This is a genomic window from Stutzerimonas urumqiensis, from assembly GCF_003640395.1.
GTDB classification, from domain to species: domain Bacteria; phylum Pseudomonadota; class Gammaproteobacteria; order Pseudomonadales; family Pseudomonadaceae; genus Stutzerimonas; species Stutzerimonas urumqiensis.
The window spans coordinates 133046-152159 of the sequence record NZ_RBZQ01000002.1; the positions used below are offsets into that span (position 1 = coordinate 133046).

The 19114-nt window shown below is 66.2% G+C and carries 12 protein-coding genes; 11 read left to right on the top strand and 1 reads right to left on the bottom strand.

Going from position 1 to position 19114, the window contains the following annotated elements:
- Positions 1–143: 143 nt before the first annotated feature.
- From aceE to rarD, 4 genes are all read left to right on the top strand, one after another.
- Positions 144–2789 carry a pyruvate dehydrogenase (acetyl-transferring), homodimeric type gene (gene aceE, locus D7325_RS04035; protein ID WP_120994250.1) on the top strand — a complete coding sequence of 882 codons (2646 nt, stop codon included), beginning with the start codon at positions 144–146 and terminating at the stop codon, positions 2787–2789.
- Positions 2790–2816: 27 nt separating this feature from the next.
- Complete coding sequence (gene aceF / locus D7325_RS04040) at positions 2817–4820, top strand: dihydrolipoyllysine-residue acetyltransferase (RefSeq protein WP_120994251.1); 2004 nt, start codon at positions 2817–2819, stop codon at positions 4818–4820.
- Positions 4821–5074: 254 nt separating this feature from the next.
- Positions 5075–7756 carry a sensor domain-containing protein gene (locus tag D7325_RS04045; RefSeq protein WP_120994252.1) on the top strand — a complete coding sequence of 894 codons (2682 nt, stop codon included), beginning with the start codon at positions 5075–5077 and terminating at the stop codon, positions 7754–7756.
- 75 nt (positions 7757–7831) lie between these two features.
- On the top strand, positions 7832–8728 hold the full coding sequence (rarD, locus tag D7325_RS04050; RefSeq protein ID WP_120994253.1) for an EamA family transporter RarD: 897 nt from the start codon (positions 7832–7834) through the stop codon (positions 8726–8728).
- Here rarD and D7325_RS04055 read toward each other — a convergent pair.
- Entirely contained in the window at positions 8725–9243 is a 519-nt protein-coding gene (locus D7325_RS04055) for a glycine cleavage system transcriptional repressor (protein ID WP_120994254.1), read from the bottom strand. The two genes, rarD and D7325_RS04055, sit on opposite strands and share 4 nt — an antisense overlap.
- Before the next feature lie 354 nt (positions 9244–9597).
- On the opposite strand from D7325_RS04055, the gene D7325_RS04060 reads away from it, so the two are divergent.
- The 7 genes from D7325_RS04060 (at position 9598) to D7325_RS04090 (ending at position 19073) form a co-directional block, all read left to right on the top strand.
- Positions 9598–11775 carry a malate synthase G gene (locus D7325_RS04060; RefSeq protein WP_120994255.1) on the top strand — a complete coding sequence of 726 codons (2178 nt, stop codon included), beginning with the start codon at positions 9598–9600 and terminating at the stop codon, positions 11773–11775.
- Positions 11776–11977: 202 nt separating this feature from the next.
- A complete protein-coding gene (locus D7325_RS04065) occupies positions 11978–13600 on the top strand; it encodes a methyl-accepting chemotaxis protein (protein ID WP_120994256.1) in 1623 nt (540 codons plus the stop codon).
- Between the two features lie 24 nt (positions 13601–13624).
- A complete protein-coding gene (locus D7325_RS04070; RefSeq protein WP_120994257.1) occupies positions 13625–14713 on the top strand; it encodes a porin in 1089 nt (362 codons plus the stop codon).
- An 11-nt stretch (positions 14714–14724) separates the two neighbouring features.
- A complete protein-coding gene (locus tag D7325_RS04075; protein ID WP_120994258.1) occupies positions 14725–15129 on the top strand; it encodes a type 2 periplasmic-binding domain-containing protein in 405 nt (134 codons plus the stop codon).
- A gap of 152 nt (positions 15130–15281) precedes the next feature.
- On the top strand, positions 15282–16124 hold the full coding sequence (gene fdhD, locus D7325_RS04080) for a formate dehydrogenase accessory sulfurtransferase FdhD (protein ID WP_120994259.1): 843 nt from the start codon (positions 15282–15284) through the stop codon (positions 16122–16124).
- A complete protein-coding gene (locus D7325_RS04085; protein WP_120994260.1) occupies positions 16121–18457 on the top strand; it encodes an FdhF/YdeP family oxidoreductase in 2337 nt (778 codons plus the stop codon). Before fdhD ends, D7325_RS04085 begins: the two co-directional genes overlap by 4 nt.
- A 154-nt stretch (positions 18458–18611) precedes the next feature.
- Positions 18612–19073 (top strand): hypothetical protein, encoded by a 462-nt coding sequence (locus tag D7325_RS04090; protein ID WP_120994261.1) that lies wholly within the window; start codon positions 18612–18614, stop codon positions 19071–19073.
- Positions 19074–19114 lie beyond the last annotated feature (41 nt).

The window sequence follows — 19114 nt, forward strand, 5'->3', positions numbered from 1 at the left end:
CTGATCTGGTCGCCAATTTGTAGTAAAACTACAGGGCCCGGTCCTACCCCCGGCATAACATCCAAGAACATATGCGCCGGCTCACAAAGCTGGTCGCAAAGCAGGCAACCGATTCTGGAAGCCTTTCCGCCCTGGAGCAAGCCATGCAAGACCTTGATCCCGTCGAAACCCAGGAATGGCTGGATGCCCTCGATTCTGTCATCGATCGAGAAGGTGAAGACCGCGCCCACTATCTGCTGACCCGGATGGGCGAACTGGCCACCCGCAGCGGCACCCAGTTGCCCTACGCCATCACCACGCCATACCGCAACACCATCCCCGTCACCCGCGAAGCCAAGATGCCCGGCGACCTGTTCATGGAGCGGCGCATCCGCTCGCTGGTCCGCTGGAACGCCCTGGCGATGGTGATGCGCGCGAACCTGAAGGACCCGGACCTGGGCGGACACATCTCCACGTTCGCCTCCAGCGCTACCCTGTACGACATCGGCTTCAACTACTTCTTCCAGGCGCCGACCGAAGAACACGGCGGCGACCTGATCTACTACCAGGGCCACGCCTCGCCCGGCATCTACGCCCGCGCCTTCCTCGAAGGTCGGCTGACCGAGGAGCAGATGCTCAGCTTCCGCCAGGAAGTGGACGGCCAGGGCCTCTCGAGCTACCCGCACCCGCACCTGATGCCGGACTTCTGGCAGTTCCCGACCGTATCGATGGGCCTCGGCCCGATCACGGCCATCTACCAGGCACGCTTCATGAAGTACCTGGAGAACCGCGGCTTCATCCCGAAAGGCAAGCAGCGCGTCTGGTGCTTCATCGGTGACGGCGAATGCGACGAGCCGGAAACCCTCGGCGCCATCTCCCTGGCCGGCCGCGAGAACCTCGACAACCTGGTGTTCGTCATCAACTGCAACCTGCAGCGCCTCGACGGCCCGGTGCGCGGCAACGGCAAGATCATCCAGGAACTCGAAGGCGTGTTCCGCGGTGCCAACTGGAACGTCAACAAGGTCATCTGGGGCCGCATGTGGGATCCGCTGTTCGCCCAGGACGAAGACGGCCGCATGCAACGCCGGATGGACGCCGCCATCGACGGTGAATACCAGAACTACAAGGCCAAGGACGGCGCGTACGTGCGCAAGCACTTCTTCGGTGCCGATCCTGAATTACTCAAGCGCGTCGAGTCGATGTCCGACGAGGACATCTGGAAGCTCAACCGCGGCGGCCACGACCCCTACAAGGTCTATGCGGCCTATCACCAGGCGGTCAACCACAAGGGCCAGCCGACCGTCATCCTGGCCAAGACCATCAAGGGCTACGGTACCGGTGCCGGCGAGGCGAAGAACATCGCCCACAACACCAAGAAGGTCGATATCGAGTCGCTGAAGAAATTCCGCGATCGCTTCGACATCCCGGTCAACGACTCCCAGCTCCAGGACCTGCCGTTCTTCCGTCCGGCCGAAGACAGCGCCGAGATGAAGTACCTGCGCAAGCGCCGCGAGAAGCTCGGCGGTTCGCTGCCGCAGCGTCGCGCCAAGAGCATCAGCATCCCGACGCCACCGCTGGACACCCTCAAGGCCGTGCTCGACGGCTCGGGCGATCGCGAGATCTCCACGACCATGGCGTTCGGCCGCATCCTCGCCTCGCTGGTCAAGGACAAGGACCTGGGCAAGCGCATCGTGCCGATCCTCGCCGACGAGGCACGCACCTTCGGCATGGAAGGCATGTTCCGCCAGCTCGGCATCTACTCCCCGGTAGGCCAGCTGTACGAGCCGGTCGACCGCGATCAGGTGATGTACTACCGCGAGGAGCGCGACGGGCAGATTCTCCAGGAAGGCCTCAACGAAGCGGGCGCGTTCTCCTCGTTCATCGCCGCGGGCACCGCCTACAGCAACTACAACCAGCCCATGCTGCCGGTCTACATCTTCTATTCGATGTTCGGCTTCCAGCGCATCGGCGACCTGGCCTGGGCCGCAGGCGACAACCAGACCCGCGGCTTTCTGCTCGGCGGCACCTCCGGGCGCACCACGCTCAACGGCGAAGGCCTGCAGCACGAGGACGGTCACAGCCACATCCTGGCCAGCACCATCCCGAACTGCCGCAGCTACGACCCGACCTATGGCTACGAGCTGGCGGTGATCATGCGTGAAGGCATCCATCAGATGATGGAATTGCAGCAGAGCGTCTTCTACTACATCACTGTGATGAACGAGAACTACCAGCAGCCGGCGATGCCGACGGGTGCCGAGGACGGCATCATCAAGGGCATGTACCTGCTCGAGGAAGCCAAGGGCGACTTCAAGCACCGCGTACAGCTGCTGGGCAGCGGCACCATCCTGCGCGAAGTCCGCGCGGCGGTGGAAATGCTCGCCAGGTTCGGCGTCGGTGCCGACGTGTGGAGCGTCACCAGCTTCAACGAGCTGCGCCGCGAAGGCCTGGCCGTCGATCGCTGGAACCGCCTGCATCCGCTCGAGGAGCGACGCAAGAGCTACGTCGAGCAGTGCCTGGAAGGTCGCGACGGCCCGGTGATCGCCTCGACCGACTACATGAAGCTGTTCGCCGATCAGATCCGCCAGTGGGTTCCGAGCGACGAGTACCAGGTGCTGGGCACCGACGGCTTCGGCCGCAGCGACACCCGCAAGAAGCTGCGTGACTTCTTCGAAGTCGACCGCCGCTGGGTCACCCTCGCTGCTCTGCAGGCTCTCGCCAATCGTGGCGCCATCGAACCCAAGGTCGTGGCCGAAGCCATCACCGAGTTCGGTATCGACCCCGAGAAGCGCAATCCGCTGGATTGCTGATGCCGCGAGCGAAGAGGAGAACCTATTGTGAGTGAGACCATTCGCGTACCCGACATCGGCAGCGGTGAGGGTGAAGTGATCGAAATCTTCGTGAAGGTCGGCGACCGGATCGAAGCGGACCAGAGCATTCTCACGCTTGAATCCGACAAGGCCAGCATGGAGATACCGGCGCCGCGCGCCGGTGTCGTCAAGGCACTGAAAGTGAAACTCGGCGATCGCCTCAAGGAAGGCGACGAGCTGCTCGAGCTGGACAGCGACGCCGGACAAGCGGACGAGCGCAAGGCCGAAGCCGCCTCCAGCGAGCCTGCTGGCGCCGCCACGGGCGGTCCGGCCGATGAAGCCGAAGCCTCGACACCCCAGGGCGACGACGATGCGTCGGCATCCGCCGGCGAAGGCGAGTCGCAGGAGATCAAGGTCCCGGACATCGGCTCGGCCGGCAAGGCCAGCGTGATCGAGGTATCGGTCAAGCCAGGCGACAGCATTGCCGCCGAGCAATCGCTGATCACCCTGGAGTCCGACAAGGCCAGCATGGAAATCCCCTCGCCCGCCGCTGGCGTGGTCGAGAGCATCTCCGTCAAGGTGGGCGACGAGGTCGGCACGGGCGATCTGATCCTGGTGCTCAAGGGCGCCGCGCCAGCAACCAAGCGCGAGCCGGCACCCAGCCAGGCCGCTGCCGCGCCCGCGGCCAAGGAGCAGCTCCAGGAAACCGCCGACGACGCACCGGTTGGTGAAAGCATCGACGAGGTCAAGGTGCCGGACATCGGCTCCAGCGGCACCGCCAATGTCATCGAGGTGATGGTCAAGCCAGGCGATCGGGTCGAGGCCGAGCAGTCGCTCATCACCCTCGAATCCGACAAGGCCAGCATGGAAATTCCGGCACCCAAGGCCGGCGTGGTCGAAAGCGTGTCGATGAAGGTCGGCGACCAGGCCAAGACCGGCGACCTGATCCTGACGCTCAAGGTCGCCGGCGCTGCGCCAGCCAAGTCTGCCGCCAAGCCAGCGCAGGCCCCGGCCGCTGCGCCGCAGCAAGCCGTCGCACCCAACAAGCAGGGTACGCCGGAAGCCAAGGTGGCGGCTTCGCCCGCACCGGCCGCCGCGCCAAGCGGGGACGGCAAGAAGGTCCATGCCGGCCCGGCCGTGCGCATGCTCGCGCGCGAACTCGGCGTCGATCTCGGACAGGTCAGCGGGACCGGACCAAAGGGTCGCATTCTCAAGGAAGACGTGCAGACCCATGTCAAGTCGATGCTGCAGCAAGCGCGGCAGGGCTCGTCCGGCGCGGCCGGGCCCGGCGGCGTCGGCATTCCGCCGATTCCGGCCGTCGACTTCAGCAAGTTCGGCGAGGTCGAGGAAGTTCCGATGACCCGCCTGATGCAGGTCGGCGCCGCCAACCTGCACCGCAGCTGGCTGAACGTTCCGCATGTGACGCAGTTCGACCAGGCCGACATCACCGAGCTGGAGGCCTTCCGCGTGGCGCAGAAGGCGGTGGCGGAGAAGGCGGGCGTCAAGCTCACCGTGCTGCCGCTGCTGCTCAAGGCCTGCGCGCACCTGCTCAAGGAACTGCCGGAGTTCAATAGCTCGCTGGCACCGAGCGGCAAGGCCGTGATCCGCAAGAAGTACGTCCATGTCGGCTTCGCCGTCGACACGCCGGACGGCCTGCTGGTCCCGGTGATCCGCAACGTCGATCAGAAAAGCCTGCTGCAGCTGGCGGCCGAAGCGGCGGATCTCGCCGACAAGGCGCGCAACAAGAAGCTCTCGGCCGATGCCATGCAGGGCGCCTGCTTCACCATTTCGAGCCTCGGCCACATCGGCGGGACCGGCTTCACGCCGATCGTCAACGCGCCGGAAGTGGCGATTCTCGGGGTGTCGAAGGCGACCATGCAGCCGGTCTGGGACGGCAAGGCGTTCCAGCCAAGGCTGATGTTGCCGCTGTCGCTGTCGTACGATCACCGGGTGATCAACGGCGCCGCCGCGGCGCGCTTCACCAAGCGCCTGAGCGAGCTGCTGGCCGACATCCGTACGATGCTCTTGTAAGCCTTCGATGCGTCATCAAGCCCCGCTTCGTGCGGGGCTTTTTCATGGTTTGAAAGGCCGCCATGCGGTCACTGACGCCGCTGTGCTGACGTCAGCAAACCGGCTCGTCGGAATGGCTGGCAAAACCCCGCAATCTCCCGTTTTGCCGGGCGCCGGGCCGCTTGCCAGAGCGGTCCGCATCATGCAACCTTGCCCCACTAATTCCAATGGGCCATCAGTGTGCCGCTCCCCGCTCACCTGAAGACGACAGCTTGATGAAAGCGCACCCCGACGCGACGTTACGCGCGGCGACGGACGTCGTTACACAGCTACCGGTGCCATCGCGCCTTGGCATGCTGCGCTTCGAGCGTCTGAACGAAGCGAGCTGGGCCCTCCTCTATCTCGACCCCGCCTGCGAGCGTTCGCTGGGGCTGCCCGCTGGCGAACTCTGCGCGCTGATCGGCTCGCCCTACGCCAGCCTGATGGAACCCGAGGCGCGCCACCAGCTGCATGACGTGGTGCAGATGCAGCTGGCCCGCGACGGCCAGTACCAGGTGCATTACCGCCTGCATACGCCCAACGGCGTGCTCGACATGCTCGAGCTGGGCGAAGCCTTCGTCCAGCACGGGCGCAGCCTGCTGCACGGCTACCTGCTGGCATACGAGAAGCAGCAGGACTTCGACTACCAGAAGGACCTCCAGGCCCAGAACGCCCGCCTGAAAGCCTCGCTGGAGCTGTACCAGCATTCGCAGGAAGAACACCTGCAGCACCTGATTCGCTCGCGTGCGCAGCAGAGCCTCATCGTCAGGCTGGCGCGTCATCGGTACAGCGCCGACGATCCGCTGCTCGAGGCCGCGCAGCTGATCACCCAGGCGGCGAGCGAGGCCTACGACGTCACCAGTGCCAGCGTCTGGCAACTGGACGAGGGCCAGCTACAGGCCGTGACGCTGTATCACCGTCCCAGCGACCGCCACAGCGTGCCGGAGACGATCGAGGCGGCGCGCTATCCGGTTTACCTCCAGGCACTGAACAGCGCACGGGTGATCGACGCGCACGACGCTCGCCGTGACCCGCGCACCGCCGAACTGGCGCACGATCACCTGCTACCGCGCCAGGTCACCGCCGTGCTTGACGCAGGCGTGCGGATCGGCGGCGAGGTGGTCGGCGTGCTGCGCCTCGAGCACACCGGCTCGACCCGCACCTGGCACGCCGACGAGATTGCCTTCGCTGGCGAACTCGCCGATCAGTTCGCCCAGGTCCTGGCCAATCAGCAGCGTCTCAGTGCCACGCACCGGCTGCATCTGTTCCGCCGCGCCGTCGAGCAGAGCGCCAGCGCCTTCCTGCTGGTCGGTCGGAACGGATCGCTGGAATACGTCAACCCGAGCTTCACCGCCATCACCCAATACAGCTCGGACGAAGTGCTCGGCAAGTCGCTGGCCGAACTGCCCGCCTGGGAAGGCCTCGGCGATCTCCTGACCGACGCCCGAAGCGCGCTGGCGACCAGCAACAGCTGGCATGGCGAAGTCCGCAGCCGGCGCAAGAACCTGGAGCCCTACTGGGCTCAGCTGACGATATCCAAGGTATTCGCCGAAGACGGGCAGCTCACGCATTACATCGGCATCTACGAAGACATCACGCAGAGCAAGCTGGCGCAGCAGCGCATCGAGCGGCTGGCCTACACCGACAACCTCACCGGCCTCGGCAATCGCCCCTACTTCATCCGCTCGCTCGAAGAACGCTTCACCGACGCGCAGGTGCCGGAGATTTCCCTGCTGCTGGTGGACATCGACAACTTCAAGCGCATCAACGACAGCCTCGGTCACCAGACCGGCGACAAATTACTCAGCAGTCTGGCCCTGCGCTTGCGCAATACGCTGCCGCCCGACAGCACCCTGGCGCGCTTCGCCAGCAACGAGTTCGCGGTCATGCTCGCCGGCATCGGGCTCGAGGCGGGCCAGGCCCTCGCCAACCAGGTGCTGCGCAGCCTCGAACAGCCGCTGTTCGTCGACAAGCAGCTGATTAGCGTCAGCGGATCGGTAGGCCTGGCCTGTGCGCCTGCCCATGGCGGCGATCCGCAAACGCTGATGAAGCACGCGGGCCTCGCGCTGCACAAGGCCAAGGCCAACGGCAAGAACCAGATGCAGGTGTTCACCGAGACCCTGAATGCCGAGGCCGACTACAAGCTGTTCCTGGAGAACAACCTGCGCCGTGCGTTGACGCAAAACGAGCTGGAGGTCTTCTACCAACCCAAGCTCGACCTGCGCACCGGCCAGCTGCAAGGCATGGAGGCGCTGCTGCGCTGGAACCACCCGGACAAGGGCATGATCCGCCCGGATCAGTTCATCGGCGTGGCGGAAGAGACGGGCCTGATCGTACCGATCGGCAAGTGGGTGGCCCGCCAGGCGTGCCGTATGTGCATGCAGCTCGGCGCGCTCGGCCTTGGGCATCTGCAAGTCGCCATCAACCTCTCGCCCAAGCAGTTCTCCGATCCCGACCTGGTCGCCTCGATCGCCGCGATCCTGCGCGAGGAGCAACTGCCCCCGGCCCAGCTCGAACTGGAGCTGACCGAGAGCCTGCTGCTGGAAGCCACCGAGGACACCCGCCGGCAGCTGCTCGAGCTCAAGGCGCTGGGCGTGACCTTGGCAATGGACGACTTCGGCACCGGCTACTCGTCGCTCAGCTACCTGAAGAAATTCCCGATCGACGTGATCAAGATCGACCGCAGCTTCATCAAGGACATCCCCGACAGCCAGGACGACATGGAGATCACCTCCGCCGTGATCGCGATGGCCCGCAACCTCAAGCTCAAGGTCGTCGCCGAGGGCATCGAAACCTCGCAGCAGCTGTCCTTCCTGCGGCGCCAGCACTGCGACATCGGCCAGGGCTACCTCTTCGACAAGCCGCTGCCGGGGCGCGAGCTGGTCGACGGCCTGCGCCGCTATCGCCGGCATCAGTAGCCGCACACGGCGGTAGCAGACAACCGCACCGACGCGGCGCAAAATGGCGGCCCGCTGTCATCCACGAGTCAATCGATGGCCACCGCCGACCTGCGCAAGGGCTACATGCTGGGGCTGCTCGCCTACGGCATCTGGGGCCTGTTCCCGCTGTATTTCAAACTGCTGACCGCCTTCGATCCGATGCTGATCGTGACCCAGCGCGTCCTCTGGTCCGCGCTGTTCGGTGCGCTCGCGCTGGCCGTGTGGCGCCACCGCGGCTGGTGGCGCGAGCTCATCGACCACCCGCGCCGCATTGGCGTGCTGGCGGTCAGTGGACTGCTGATCGCCAGCAACTGGCTAATCTACGTCTGGGCGGTGAACAATGACCAGATGGTCGCGGCGAGCCTGGGCTACTACATCAACCCGCTGGTCAACGTGGTGCTCGGCCTGGTCCTGCTGCGCGAGCGGCTGCGCCGCCTGCAATGGATCGCGGTAGGCCTGGCGGCGCTCGGCGTGCTGCAGCAATTGATGGCGCTGGGGCAGATTCCCTGGGTGTCGCTCGTGCTGGCGCTGAGCTTCGGCTTCTATGGCCTGCTGCGCAAACAGGCGCCCGTGGCGGCGCTGCCCGGGCTGGTCGTCGAAACCTGGCTGCTTCTTCCGCTGGCGCTGGGCTGGCTGCTGTTGAGCGGCGACGGCGCCAGTGCCAGCGCCTTCACCCTTACGCAGCCGCAGGCGATCTGGCTGATCGCTGCCGGCCCGATCACGCTGGTCCCGCTGCTGTGCTTCAACGCGGCCGCACGCCATTTGCCGTATTCGACGCTGGGGTTCCTGCAATACATCGCGCCGACGCTGATCCTGCTGCTGGCCGTCGCGGTATTCGACGAGCCCTTCCCGCCGGACAAACTCATCGCCTTCGGCTTCATCTGGGCCGGTCTGACGGTGTACAGCCTCGACGCCTGGTGGCAGCTCAAGCGCACGCCCGTCGAGATTTAATCCTCGGCCTGGAGTTTCAGTTCCACCATCAGGTCATCAGCCAAGGCCTCGAGCCGCTGTTGCAAGGTGTCGAGCGGCAGGTCGGCCGGCACCGCCAGGCGCGCCTGGGCCTGGAACAGCAGCTCGCTGCTCATCGGCGCCGGCACCACTTCGGTATTCAGACGCTCGACGTTCACCCGGTGCTCGGCCAGCAACCGCGTGATGTCGCGCACGATGCCCGGCCGGTCGTTGCCGACCAGCTCCAGCGTGATCTGCCGCCCTGCCACCGGCTCAGGCGAGCCGCTGGTCGCGACCTGCACCCGAATGCCGTGCACGTCCAGCGCCTCGAGCGCGGCGACCAGGGCCTGGCTCTGCCCCGGCGCGACGTCGATCCGCAGGATGCCGGCGAACTGGCCGGCCATGCGCGACATGCGGCTCTCCAGCCAGTTGCCGCCATTGCCGGCGATGGCGTTTGACAAGCGTTCGACGAGACCGGGCTGGTCCGGCGCGATGAGGGTAAGTACCAGATGCTCCACGGGGCGCTCCTACTAATGCTGGGCCTGATTGAGTGCTGGGCTAGGTATAGATCAGCCGGAGCCGCCTGGCCACCGGCAGCAGCGCGACCAGGACGAAAGTTTCGTATGCAGCAAATGCCATTACATGGAACAATATCGGCCGTTTTTGTGGACAACCGTATCCGCGTGACCGGTTTTTAGCTCGCAGTCATCATCAGACTTGCCGACTGCAAATTCCGGCGCGCTTCATGTAGTATCCCGCCGCGTGCACTACATAACGGTTTGCGCGTTGTGGCATCCGCCGCAGCCGCGTCCCGGACAGCCCGCGGCCCCGCCGCCGCTCCCGTTTCCAACGCTCAACAAGTGAGGCAAGTGATGACTGAGCGCGTTCAAGTCGGTGGCCTGCAGGTCGCCAAGGTCCTGTATGACTTCGTGACCCAACAAGCCATTCCCGGAACCGGGTTGGACGCCGATGCGTTCTGGGCCGGTGCCGCTCGCCTGATTCACGACCTCGCGCCGAAGAACCGTGCCCTGCTGGCCAAGCGTGACGAGCTGCAGGCGAAGATCGACGGCTGGCACCAGGCCCGCGCCGGTCAGCCGCACGACGCAGCGGCCTACAAGGCATTCCTGCAGGAGATCGGCTACCTGCTGCCGCCCGCCGAGGACTTCCAGGCCAGCACCGAGAACGTCGACATCGAGATCGCCGAGATGGCCGGCCCGCAGCTGGTCGTGCCGATCATGAATGCCCGGTTCGCACTCAACGCGGCCAACGCCCGCTGGGGTTCGCTGTACGACGCGCTCTACGGCACCGACGCCATCCCCGAAGCCGACGGCGCCACCAAGGGTCCGGGCTACAACGAAATCCGCGGCGCCAAGGTCATCGCCTTTGCCCGCCAGTTCCTCGATCAAGCCGCGCCGCTGGCATCCGGCTCGCACGCTGACTCGACGAACTACCGCATCGAAGACGGTCGCCTGCTCGTCAGCCTGAAGGACGGCCAGAGCACCGGGCTCAAGCAGCCCGATCAGCTGATCGGCTTCCAGGGCGACGCCAGCGCGCCCGAGGCCATCCTGCTCAAGCACAACGGCCTGCACTTCGAAATCCAGATCGATCCGACCAGCGCCATCGGCCAGACCGACGCGGCCGGCGTCAAGGACGTGCTGATGGAATCGGCGCTGACCACCATCATGGACTGCGAAGACTCGGTCGCCGCGGTCGATGCCGATGACAAGACCCTCGTCTACCGCAACTGGCTGGGCCTGATGAAAGGCGACCTGGCCGAAACGGTCAGCAAGGGCGGCAGCCAGTTCACCCGCACTATGAACCCGGACCGCGTCTATACCACCGTGGACGGCGGCGAAGTCACCCTGCACGGCCGCTCGCTGCTGTTCGTGCGCAACGTCGGCCACCTGATGACCAACGACGCCATCCTCGACCAGGACGGCAACGAGGTGCCGGAAGGGATCATGGACGGCCTGTTCACCAGCCTGATCGCCCTGCATAACCTCAAGGGCAACTCCCGCCGCGCCAACTCGCGCACCGGCTCGGTGTACATCGTCAAGCCGAAGATGCACGGCCCCGAGGAAGTCGCCTTCGCCAGCGAGCTGTTCGGTCGCGTGGAAGACGTGCTCGGCCTGCCGCGCAATACGCTCAAGGTCGGCATCATGGACGAGGAGCGCCGCACCAGCCTCAACCTCAAGGCCTGCATCCGGGAAGCGCGCGAGCGCGTGGTGTTCATCAACACTGGCTTCCTCGACCGCACCGGCGATGAAATCCACACCTCTATGGAAGCCGGCCCGGTCGTGCGCAAGGCCGCCATGAAAGGCGAGAAGTGGATCGGTGCCTACGAGAACAACAACGTCGACGTCGGCCTGGCCTGCGGCCTGAAGGGCCGCGCCCAGATCGGCAAGGGCATGTGGGCGATGCCGGACCTGATGGCCGCCATGCTCGAACAGAAGCTCGGCCACCCCATGAGCGGCGCCAACACCGCCTGGGTCCCCTCGCCGACCGCCGCCACCCTGCACGCGCTGCACTACCATCAGGTCGACGTGTTCGCCCGCCAGGACGAACTGGCCGCACGCGCGCCGGCCTCGGTCGACGACATCCTGACCCTCCCGCTCGCCCCGAACACCGACTGGAGCGCCGAAGAAATCCAGCATGAACTGGACAACAACGCCCAGGGCATCCTCGGCTACGTGGTGCGCTGGATCGACCAGGGCGTCGGCTGCTCGAAGGTGCCGGACATCAACGACGTCGGCCTGATGGAAGACCGCGCCACCCTGCGCATCTCCAGCCAGCACATCGCCAACTGGCTGCGCCACGGCGTGGTGACGCCGGAGATGGTGATGGAAGCGCTCAAGCGCATGGCGGTGATCGTCGACCGGCAGAACGAGCATGACCCGCTCTATCGCCCGATGGCCGAGAACTACGACGACAACGTCGCCTTCCAGGCCGCGCTGGAGCTGGTATTCGAAGGCGCCAGGCAGCCCAACGGCTACACCGAGCCGGTGCTGCATCGCCGCCGCCGGGAGTTCAAGGCCCGCAACGGCCTCTGATCGTCTCGCGAACAGGCCGCCCGTTCCTGCGGGCGGCCTTTTTTTCGCCTCGAATCAACCGTTTGTCATGTTTTGTAAAACGCCCTCAAGGCGCCACGAGGCACGCCGATAACCACTTCACGCACGGGCATCCGCCCGCCGTGTAGCCGATGGATGCACCGGCCGATCTCACCGCCGAGGCACCGTAGTCATTGGGGTTTCCATGCTCAAAAACCTGTCGCTCGCCTACAAGTTGTCGCTGGTTCCGGCGATCGCCCTCATCGGCCTGTTGCTCTTCGTCGGCTACACCTCCCTGAAGCTTTCGGCGACCGACGAGCGCCTCGTCACGCTGGAAACCCACAGTTACCCCACGCTGGAAAAGGCCGACGCGGTGCTGTTCCAGTTCTCGCGCCTGCCGGGCCTGTTCAATAACGCGGTGGCCGCAGGCGAATCCTCGGTGCTGGACGAAGCGCGCAGCGTGATCGCAGAGATAGACGCGGACCAGCGCGCCCTCGCCGAACTCACCGCGGGCCAGCCGCAACGCCGTCAGGAGCTGGATGCCTGGCGCAGCGCCGTCAGCGAATACGCGACCAACGCCCTCGGCGCCTCGGAAAAGCTCATCGCCGGCAGCGCCTCCTTCGATGACCTGCGCCCGAGCCTCGACCGCATGGCGACCGACCTGGAGAAGGCCCGGCAGGTCGGCGGACAGTTCCGTACCCATGCCTACGAAGACTTCCGCCAGACGCTCGCGGTGACCCGTCAGGACAACGCCGCCACCACGCGCCTGGGCATCCTGCTCAGCCTGGCACTGGTCGTGCTCGTCAGCGCCGGTGCCTGGCTGGTCACGCGCCGCATCATGCGCAACGTGCGCGGCGTCATCGAATCGTTGCAGGCGATCGCCCGCGGCGACGGCGACCTGACCCGCCGCGTGCATGTCGAGACGACCGACGAGATCGGCGCCATGATCGAACTGTTCAACGGCTTCCTCGACAAGTTGCAGGGCACCATCCGCCAGGTCATCGATGCCGCCAGCCCGCTCGGCCAGGTCTCGCAGGATCTCCAGCGCCTGACCCGCAGCTCCGAAGAGAACGCCAAGTCGCAGCAGAAACACACCGACTCCATCGGCCGCGACATCCAGACCATGACCGGCAGCATCGACGAAGTGGCCCGCCGCTCGCGCCAGGCCTCGGACGAAGCCGGCAGCGCCTCCCACCAGGCGACCGTCGCCCGGCAGAACATCGGCGGCCTGTCCGACAGCATCAGCGACCTGGGCAGCAGCGTCATGAGCGCCGTGCAGGCGATGGAACAGCTCGAGGAAGAAACCCAGGCGGTCGGCTCGGTGCTGACCGTCATCCGCGGCATCGCCGAGCAGACCAACCTGCTCGCGCTCAACGCAGCGATCGAAGCGGCACGGGCCGGCGAACAGGGTCGCGGCTTCGCCGTCGTTGCCGACGAGGTGCGCAACCTCGCACAGAAGACCACCGCCTCCACCGCCGAGATCCAGCAGATCATCCAGCGCCTGCAAACCAGCGCCAACACCGTGCTGGACGTGATGACCGCCAACGGCAAGAAGAGCCAGGCGAGCATCGAGCTGTCGGTCGAAGCGACCCGCCTGCTCGACGCCATCACCGGCACGGTTGCCCAGATCGACGAACTCAACGCCGGTATCGCCCAGCTCACGCAGGAGCAGATCGGCCTGTCGGGTTCCATCCAACAAGAAACCGAAGTGTTGCAGCAGGACGCACAAGCAACCGCTCACGGGGCAGAAGCCACCACGCGCCTGGCCGAACAGTTGGTCAGTACCGGGGATCGCTTGCGCGCGGCCACCGCCCAATTCCGCGTCTAAAAAATCACTTCACGGAGCATCTCGATGTCTGCAGTACGTGTACTCGGCCTGGCCGCCGCCTGCCTGGCCGCCAGCCCCGCTTTCGCGCTCGAACAGGGCGAATACCGCTTCAATGGTTTCGGCACTGTCGGTATCACCCATCTGGGTGGTGAGGATGACGGTCGCGCCTATGGCATCCAGGGTCAGACCAACGACTCCTGGCGCGGCGACCAGCTGTCCAAGCTCGGTGGCCAGTTCCAGTACGGGCTGACCGACAAGCTGGGTCTGACGGCCCAGGTCATCGCCAAGGCCGAGCAGGACAACTGGAAGGCCAATCTCGAATGGCTGTACCTGTCGTATCAGGTCGACGACCGTCTGGTCGTACGCGCCGGTCGCCTGCGCAACCCGGTCTACATGTACTCCGAGACGCTCGATGTCGGCTTCACCTATCCCTGGCTGCGCCTGCCGGACGAGGTGTACCACCAGGTTCAGATCACCAACTATGAAGGTGCTGACTTCGTCTATACGCTGCCGCTGTCCTTCGGCTCGCTGAGCCTGCAGGCCAATGGTGGTCAGGCGGTCAATCGCAACTTCTTCGTTTATGACCAGCTGCGCGACATGGATTACAAGAAGGTCGCTGGCGCCAACGCCGCTCTGGCAACCAACAGCTTCGGTACCTTCCGGGTGGGCTACAGCGAATCCAGCCTGTCCCTCGATGGCTTCATCGAAGACAGAAAGGGCAAGTTCACCTCGCTCGGCTACCAGTTCGACAACGGCACCTGGATCACCGCCAACGAGGCGACCCGCCTGGTCGTCGAAGGCGCGACCTCCACCAAGGACGCGTTCTACCTGATGGGTGGCCGCCGCTTCGGTGATTTCCTGGCGCACGTCACCTATGCCCAGATGGATGAATCCAACGCGGGCGGCCAGTCCTCCTGGACCTACGGCCTGAACTACAGCCTGACCCCGACCGTCACGCTCAAGGGCGAGTACAAGCGCGTCGACACCTACGACCAGGGCAAGGGTGTGTTCGTGAAGAGCTTCGACGAGCTGGTCAGCGAAGCCTTTGGTGTCACCACTCCTCGTACCTTCGACGGCGACATCGTCTCCGTCGGCGTCGACTTCGTGTTCTAAGGGAGGCCGTCATGAAGCGTTTTGCACAAGCCAGCCTTCTCGCACTCGCCACCGGCATCGCCGGACTGGCCAGCGCCGAAGTCGCCGTGATCGTCAACCCGGGCGCCGCCAAGGCGCCGAGCCAGTCGGAAGTGGCGAACATCTTCCTCGGCAAGGACAAGTCCCTCACCGGCATCGACCAGAAGGACTGGAACCCCACCAAGGAAACGTTCTACGCCGCCGTCACCAGCAAGAACGAAGCCCAGCTGAAGTCCTACTGGTCCGGCCTGGTGTTCACCGGCAAGGGCCAGCCGCTGTCGAGCGTCGCGGATGACGCCGCCGTGGTCGCCAAGGTCGCGGGCGACGCCAGCGCCATCGGCTACGTCGATGCCGCCGCCGTCAATGACCAGGTCAAGGTGCTGTTCACCCTGCCCTAAGCGATCCTGATGTACGAAGCCGCCCCTCTCAGGTTGTCTGATTGGGGCGGTTTTCGTTTCTGGGTACGGAAAACCAGGTCGGCCTCGACGCCCCACCGGTGGACGCGAACCTGGCGTCGGCCTAGGCTGCGCAAAAACCGCACGAGCCTGCCATGACCGAGATCGCTCGCCCTTCCCCGCCTGACGGCCCGGGTGCGCCGCCACCCGACGCCAGCGGCCGCTACCACTTCCACGCCCTGCAATCGGCGGACGCCGACGACATCGAACTGGCCGAGGAATGTGCGCTGTCGGTCGTCTACAACGGCCTGAGCCAGGCCGTGATGATGGTCACCCCGGCGGACCTCGAGGACTTCGTCACCGGCTTCGCGCTGTCCAGCGGCGTGGTGACGGACGCCAGTGACATCTATGACATCCAGCTCGCCGGCCAGGGCAGCGCGCGCGAAGCGCGGGTCGAGATCGCCAACCGCGCCTTCTGGGCGCTCAAGCAGCAGCGGCGGCATCTCGCCGGCACCAGCGGCTGCGGGCTGTGCGGGGTCGAGGCGCTGGAACAGGCGCTGCCCGAGCTGCCATCGCTGCGGCCCAGCGCACCGCCGTCCCCCGCGCAGCTCGACGGCCTGCGCGAGCGCATCGCGGCATTCCAGCCGCTCGGCCGGCATTGCGGGGCCGTGCATGCGGCCGTCTTCATGGACGCTCGGGGCGAACTGCGCCTTGGCCGCGAGGACATCGGCCGGCACAACGCGCTCGACAAGCTCATCGGGGGCCTGCTTCGCAACCGGATCGACACCACCGGCGGCGCCGCCGTGGTGACCAGCCGATGCAGCCTCGAACTCATCCACAAGGCGCTGCGCGCCCGGCTGGGCACGCTGATCAGCCTCTCGGCCCCGACCGGCCTGGCGGTGGAGTGGGCCCGTAGCCACAACCTCAACCTCATTCACATTCCCCACCGCAGCGGGCCGCGCGTCTACAGCCCCGCGCCGAGCGAGCCCACCGCATGACCTCCCGCACCGCCCTGCCACGCTATCGTCCCTACACGCGACCGGCCGCCGGCTGGGGCGCGCTGCGCAGCGTGGCGCGCGCCTGGATCGACAGCGGACAGCCGCTGCGCAACCTGCGCGCCATGCTCAGGACCAACCAGCACGGCGGCTTCGACTGCCCGGGCTGCGCCTGGGGCGACTCGCCAGGCGCCGACCGGGTGAAATTCTGCGAAAACGGCGCCAAGGCCGTGAACTGGGAAGCCACCGGCCGACGCGTCGACGCCGCCTTCTTCGCGCGCCACACGCTCGCTCGATTGCGCGAGCAGAGCGACTACTGGCTCGAGTACCAGGGCCGGCTGACCGAACCGATGCGCTATGACCCCCAGACCGATCGCTACGTGCCGATCGCCTGGGAAGACGCCTTCCGGCTGATCGCCGCCCACCTGCATGCCCTCGATGACCCGAACCAGGCGGAGTTCTATACCTCGGGCCGCACCAGCAACGAGGCGGCCTTTCTCTACCAGCTGTTCGTCCGGGCGCTGGGGACCAACAACTTTCCCGACTGCTCGAACATGTGCCACGAGGCCAGCGGCGTCGCACTCGGCGCCAGCATCGGCGTCGGCAAGGGCACGGTGACCTTCGACGACTTCGCCCAGGCCGACGCCATCTTCGTGCTGGGCCAGAACCCCGGCACCAACCATCCGCGCATGCTCGAACCATTGCGCGAGGCCGTTCGGCGCGGCGCCCAGGTGGTCTGCTTCAATCCGCTGAAGGAACGTGGGCTGGAGCGCTTCCAGCACCCGCAGCATCTGCTGGAAATGCTCGCCGACGGCTCCGCCCCGCTGAACACCGCCTTCTTCCGTCCGGCGCTCGGCGGCGACCAGGCCGCGTTACGCGGCATGGCCAAGTACCTGCTGCAATGGGAGCGCGAGGCGCAGGCGGCCGGCGGGATGCCGGTGTTCGACCACGCCTTCATCGCCGCGCACACCGAAGGCATCGACGACTACCTCGCCGCGGTGGACGCCACGCCCTGGGCGCGCATCGTCGAGCAGTCCGGCCTGACGCAGGCCGAAATCGAACAGGCGGCGCGGCTCCATCGCCGGGCCGACCGAGTGATCGTCTGCTGGGCGATGGGCATCACGCAGCATCGCCACTCGGTCGCCACCATCCAGGAGATCGCCAACCTCCAGCTCTTGCGCGGCAACATCGGCCGACCGGGCGCCGGGCTGTGCCCGGTGCGCGGACACAGCAACGTGCAGGGCGACCGCACGATGGGCATCAATGACCGTCCCGCCGCGGCGCTGCTCGATGCCCTGGAAAAGCGCTTCGGCTTCAGCGTGCCGCGGCGGCATGGGCACAACACGGTCGCCGCGATCGAGGCGATGCTCGCCGGCCGCGCGCGGGTGTTCATCGGCCTGGGCGGCAACTTCGCCCAAGCCACGCCGGACAGCCCGCGCACCCACGAGGCGCTGCGCCGCTGCGCGCTGACGGTGCAGATCAGCACCAAGCTCAATCGCAGCCACCTGCTGCCGGGCCGCGAGGCGCTCATCCTGCCGTGCCTCGGCCGCACCGATATCGACCGCCAGGCCGGCGGCCCGCAAGCGGTGACCGTGGAAGACTCCTTCAGCATGGTGCACGCCTCGTACGGCCAGCTCGAACCCCTGGCGCCCACGATGCGCTCGGAGCCGGCGATCGTCGCCGGCATGGCCAAGGCCACGCTGGGCAACCACCCGGTCGACTGGGACGCGCTGATCGCCAACTACGATCGCATCCGCGACCTGATCGCCGACACGATCCCGGGCTTTGCCGACTTCAACCGCCGGTTGCGCCAGCCCGGTGGCTTCTACCTCGGCAACGCAGCAGGCGAGCGGCGCTGGAACGTTCCGGGCGGCCGGGCGCGCTTCCAGCCCCACGAACTGGCCGACGCCTTGTTGCCGGCGGCGGTGCGCGCGTCCGGGGCGCAGCCGGACCTGATCCTGCAGACCTTGCGTTCGCACGATCAGTACAACACCACCGTCTACGGCCTGGACGACCGCTACCGCGGCATCACGGGGCAGCGCCGGGTGCTGTTCGTCAATGGCGAAGACCTCCGGCGGCTCGGCTACAAGCCGGGGCAATCGGTGGACATCCGCTCGCTGTGGGATGACGGCATCGAGCGTGTGGTGCGGGGTTTCAGCCTGATCGCCTACGACATTCCGCCCGGACAGGCGGCCGCCTACTATCCCGAAGCCAATCCGCTGCTGCCGCTGGCGAGTGTTGGCGAAGGCAGCTTCACGCCGACGTCCAAGTTCATCGCGATCCGCCTGGAACCTACCGCCGAACAGGCCGATCTGGTCGTCTCGCAAGGCGGCTGAATCGACCTCAGACCACGCCGAAAACGCCATATTCGAGGCGACCTGGCAAATTTTTGCACAACGCTGAATTTGTCACGATGTGCAGGGTGAGGCGCTTGCCAAACAGGCGGAGCGGAGCGAGCATCGGCGCACCATCCGCAATTGGAATCACTCGATGAAGTACCTTTCCGTAGCCATGTTGACCGCCAGCCTGTTCAGTGGCGCCGCCGTTGCCGGTGGCACTGCCGAAGCCGCCGTTGGCGGAGCCCTGGGTGGCGCACTGGGTTCGGTGGTTGGTGAACATCTCGGCGGCTCGACCGGTGCCGCCATCGGCGCCGGCGTTGGCGGTGCGGCCGGCAGCGCCGTCGGAGCCGACAAGCGCAGCCGTACCGAAGCTGCGATCGGCGGCGCGCTCGGCGCGGCGGGCGGCAACGTGGTCGGCCAGAAGGTCGGCGGCTCGAGCGGCGGCCTGCTCGGCGCGGCGGTCGGCGGCGCGGCGGGCGGTGCGCTTGGCAATGCCTATGGCGACGACGATGACGATCGCTACCGCTACCGCGACCGCCGTCATGACGACCGTTACTACGAGCATCCCGGCCGCGGCCACCACAAGCACAAGTGGCACAAGAAGCACCGCTGATGCACTAACCGAAGCCCGGCACCCGCCGGGCTTCTTCATTC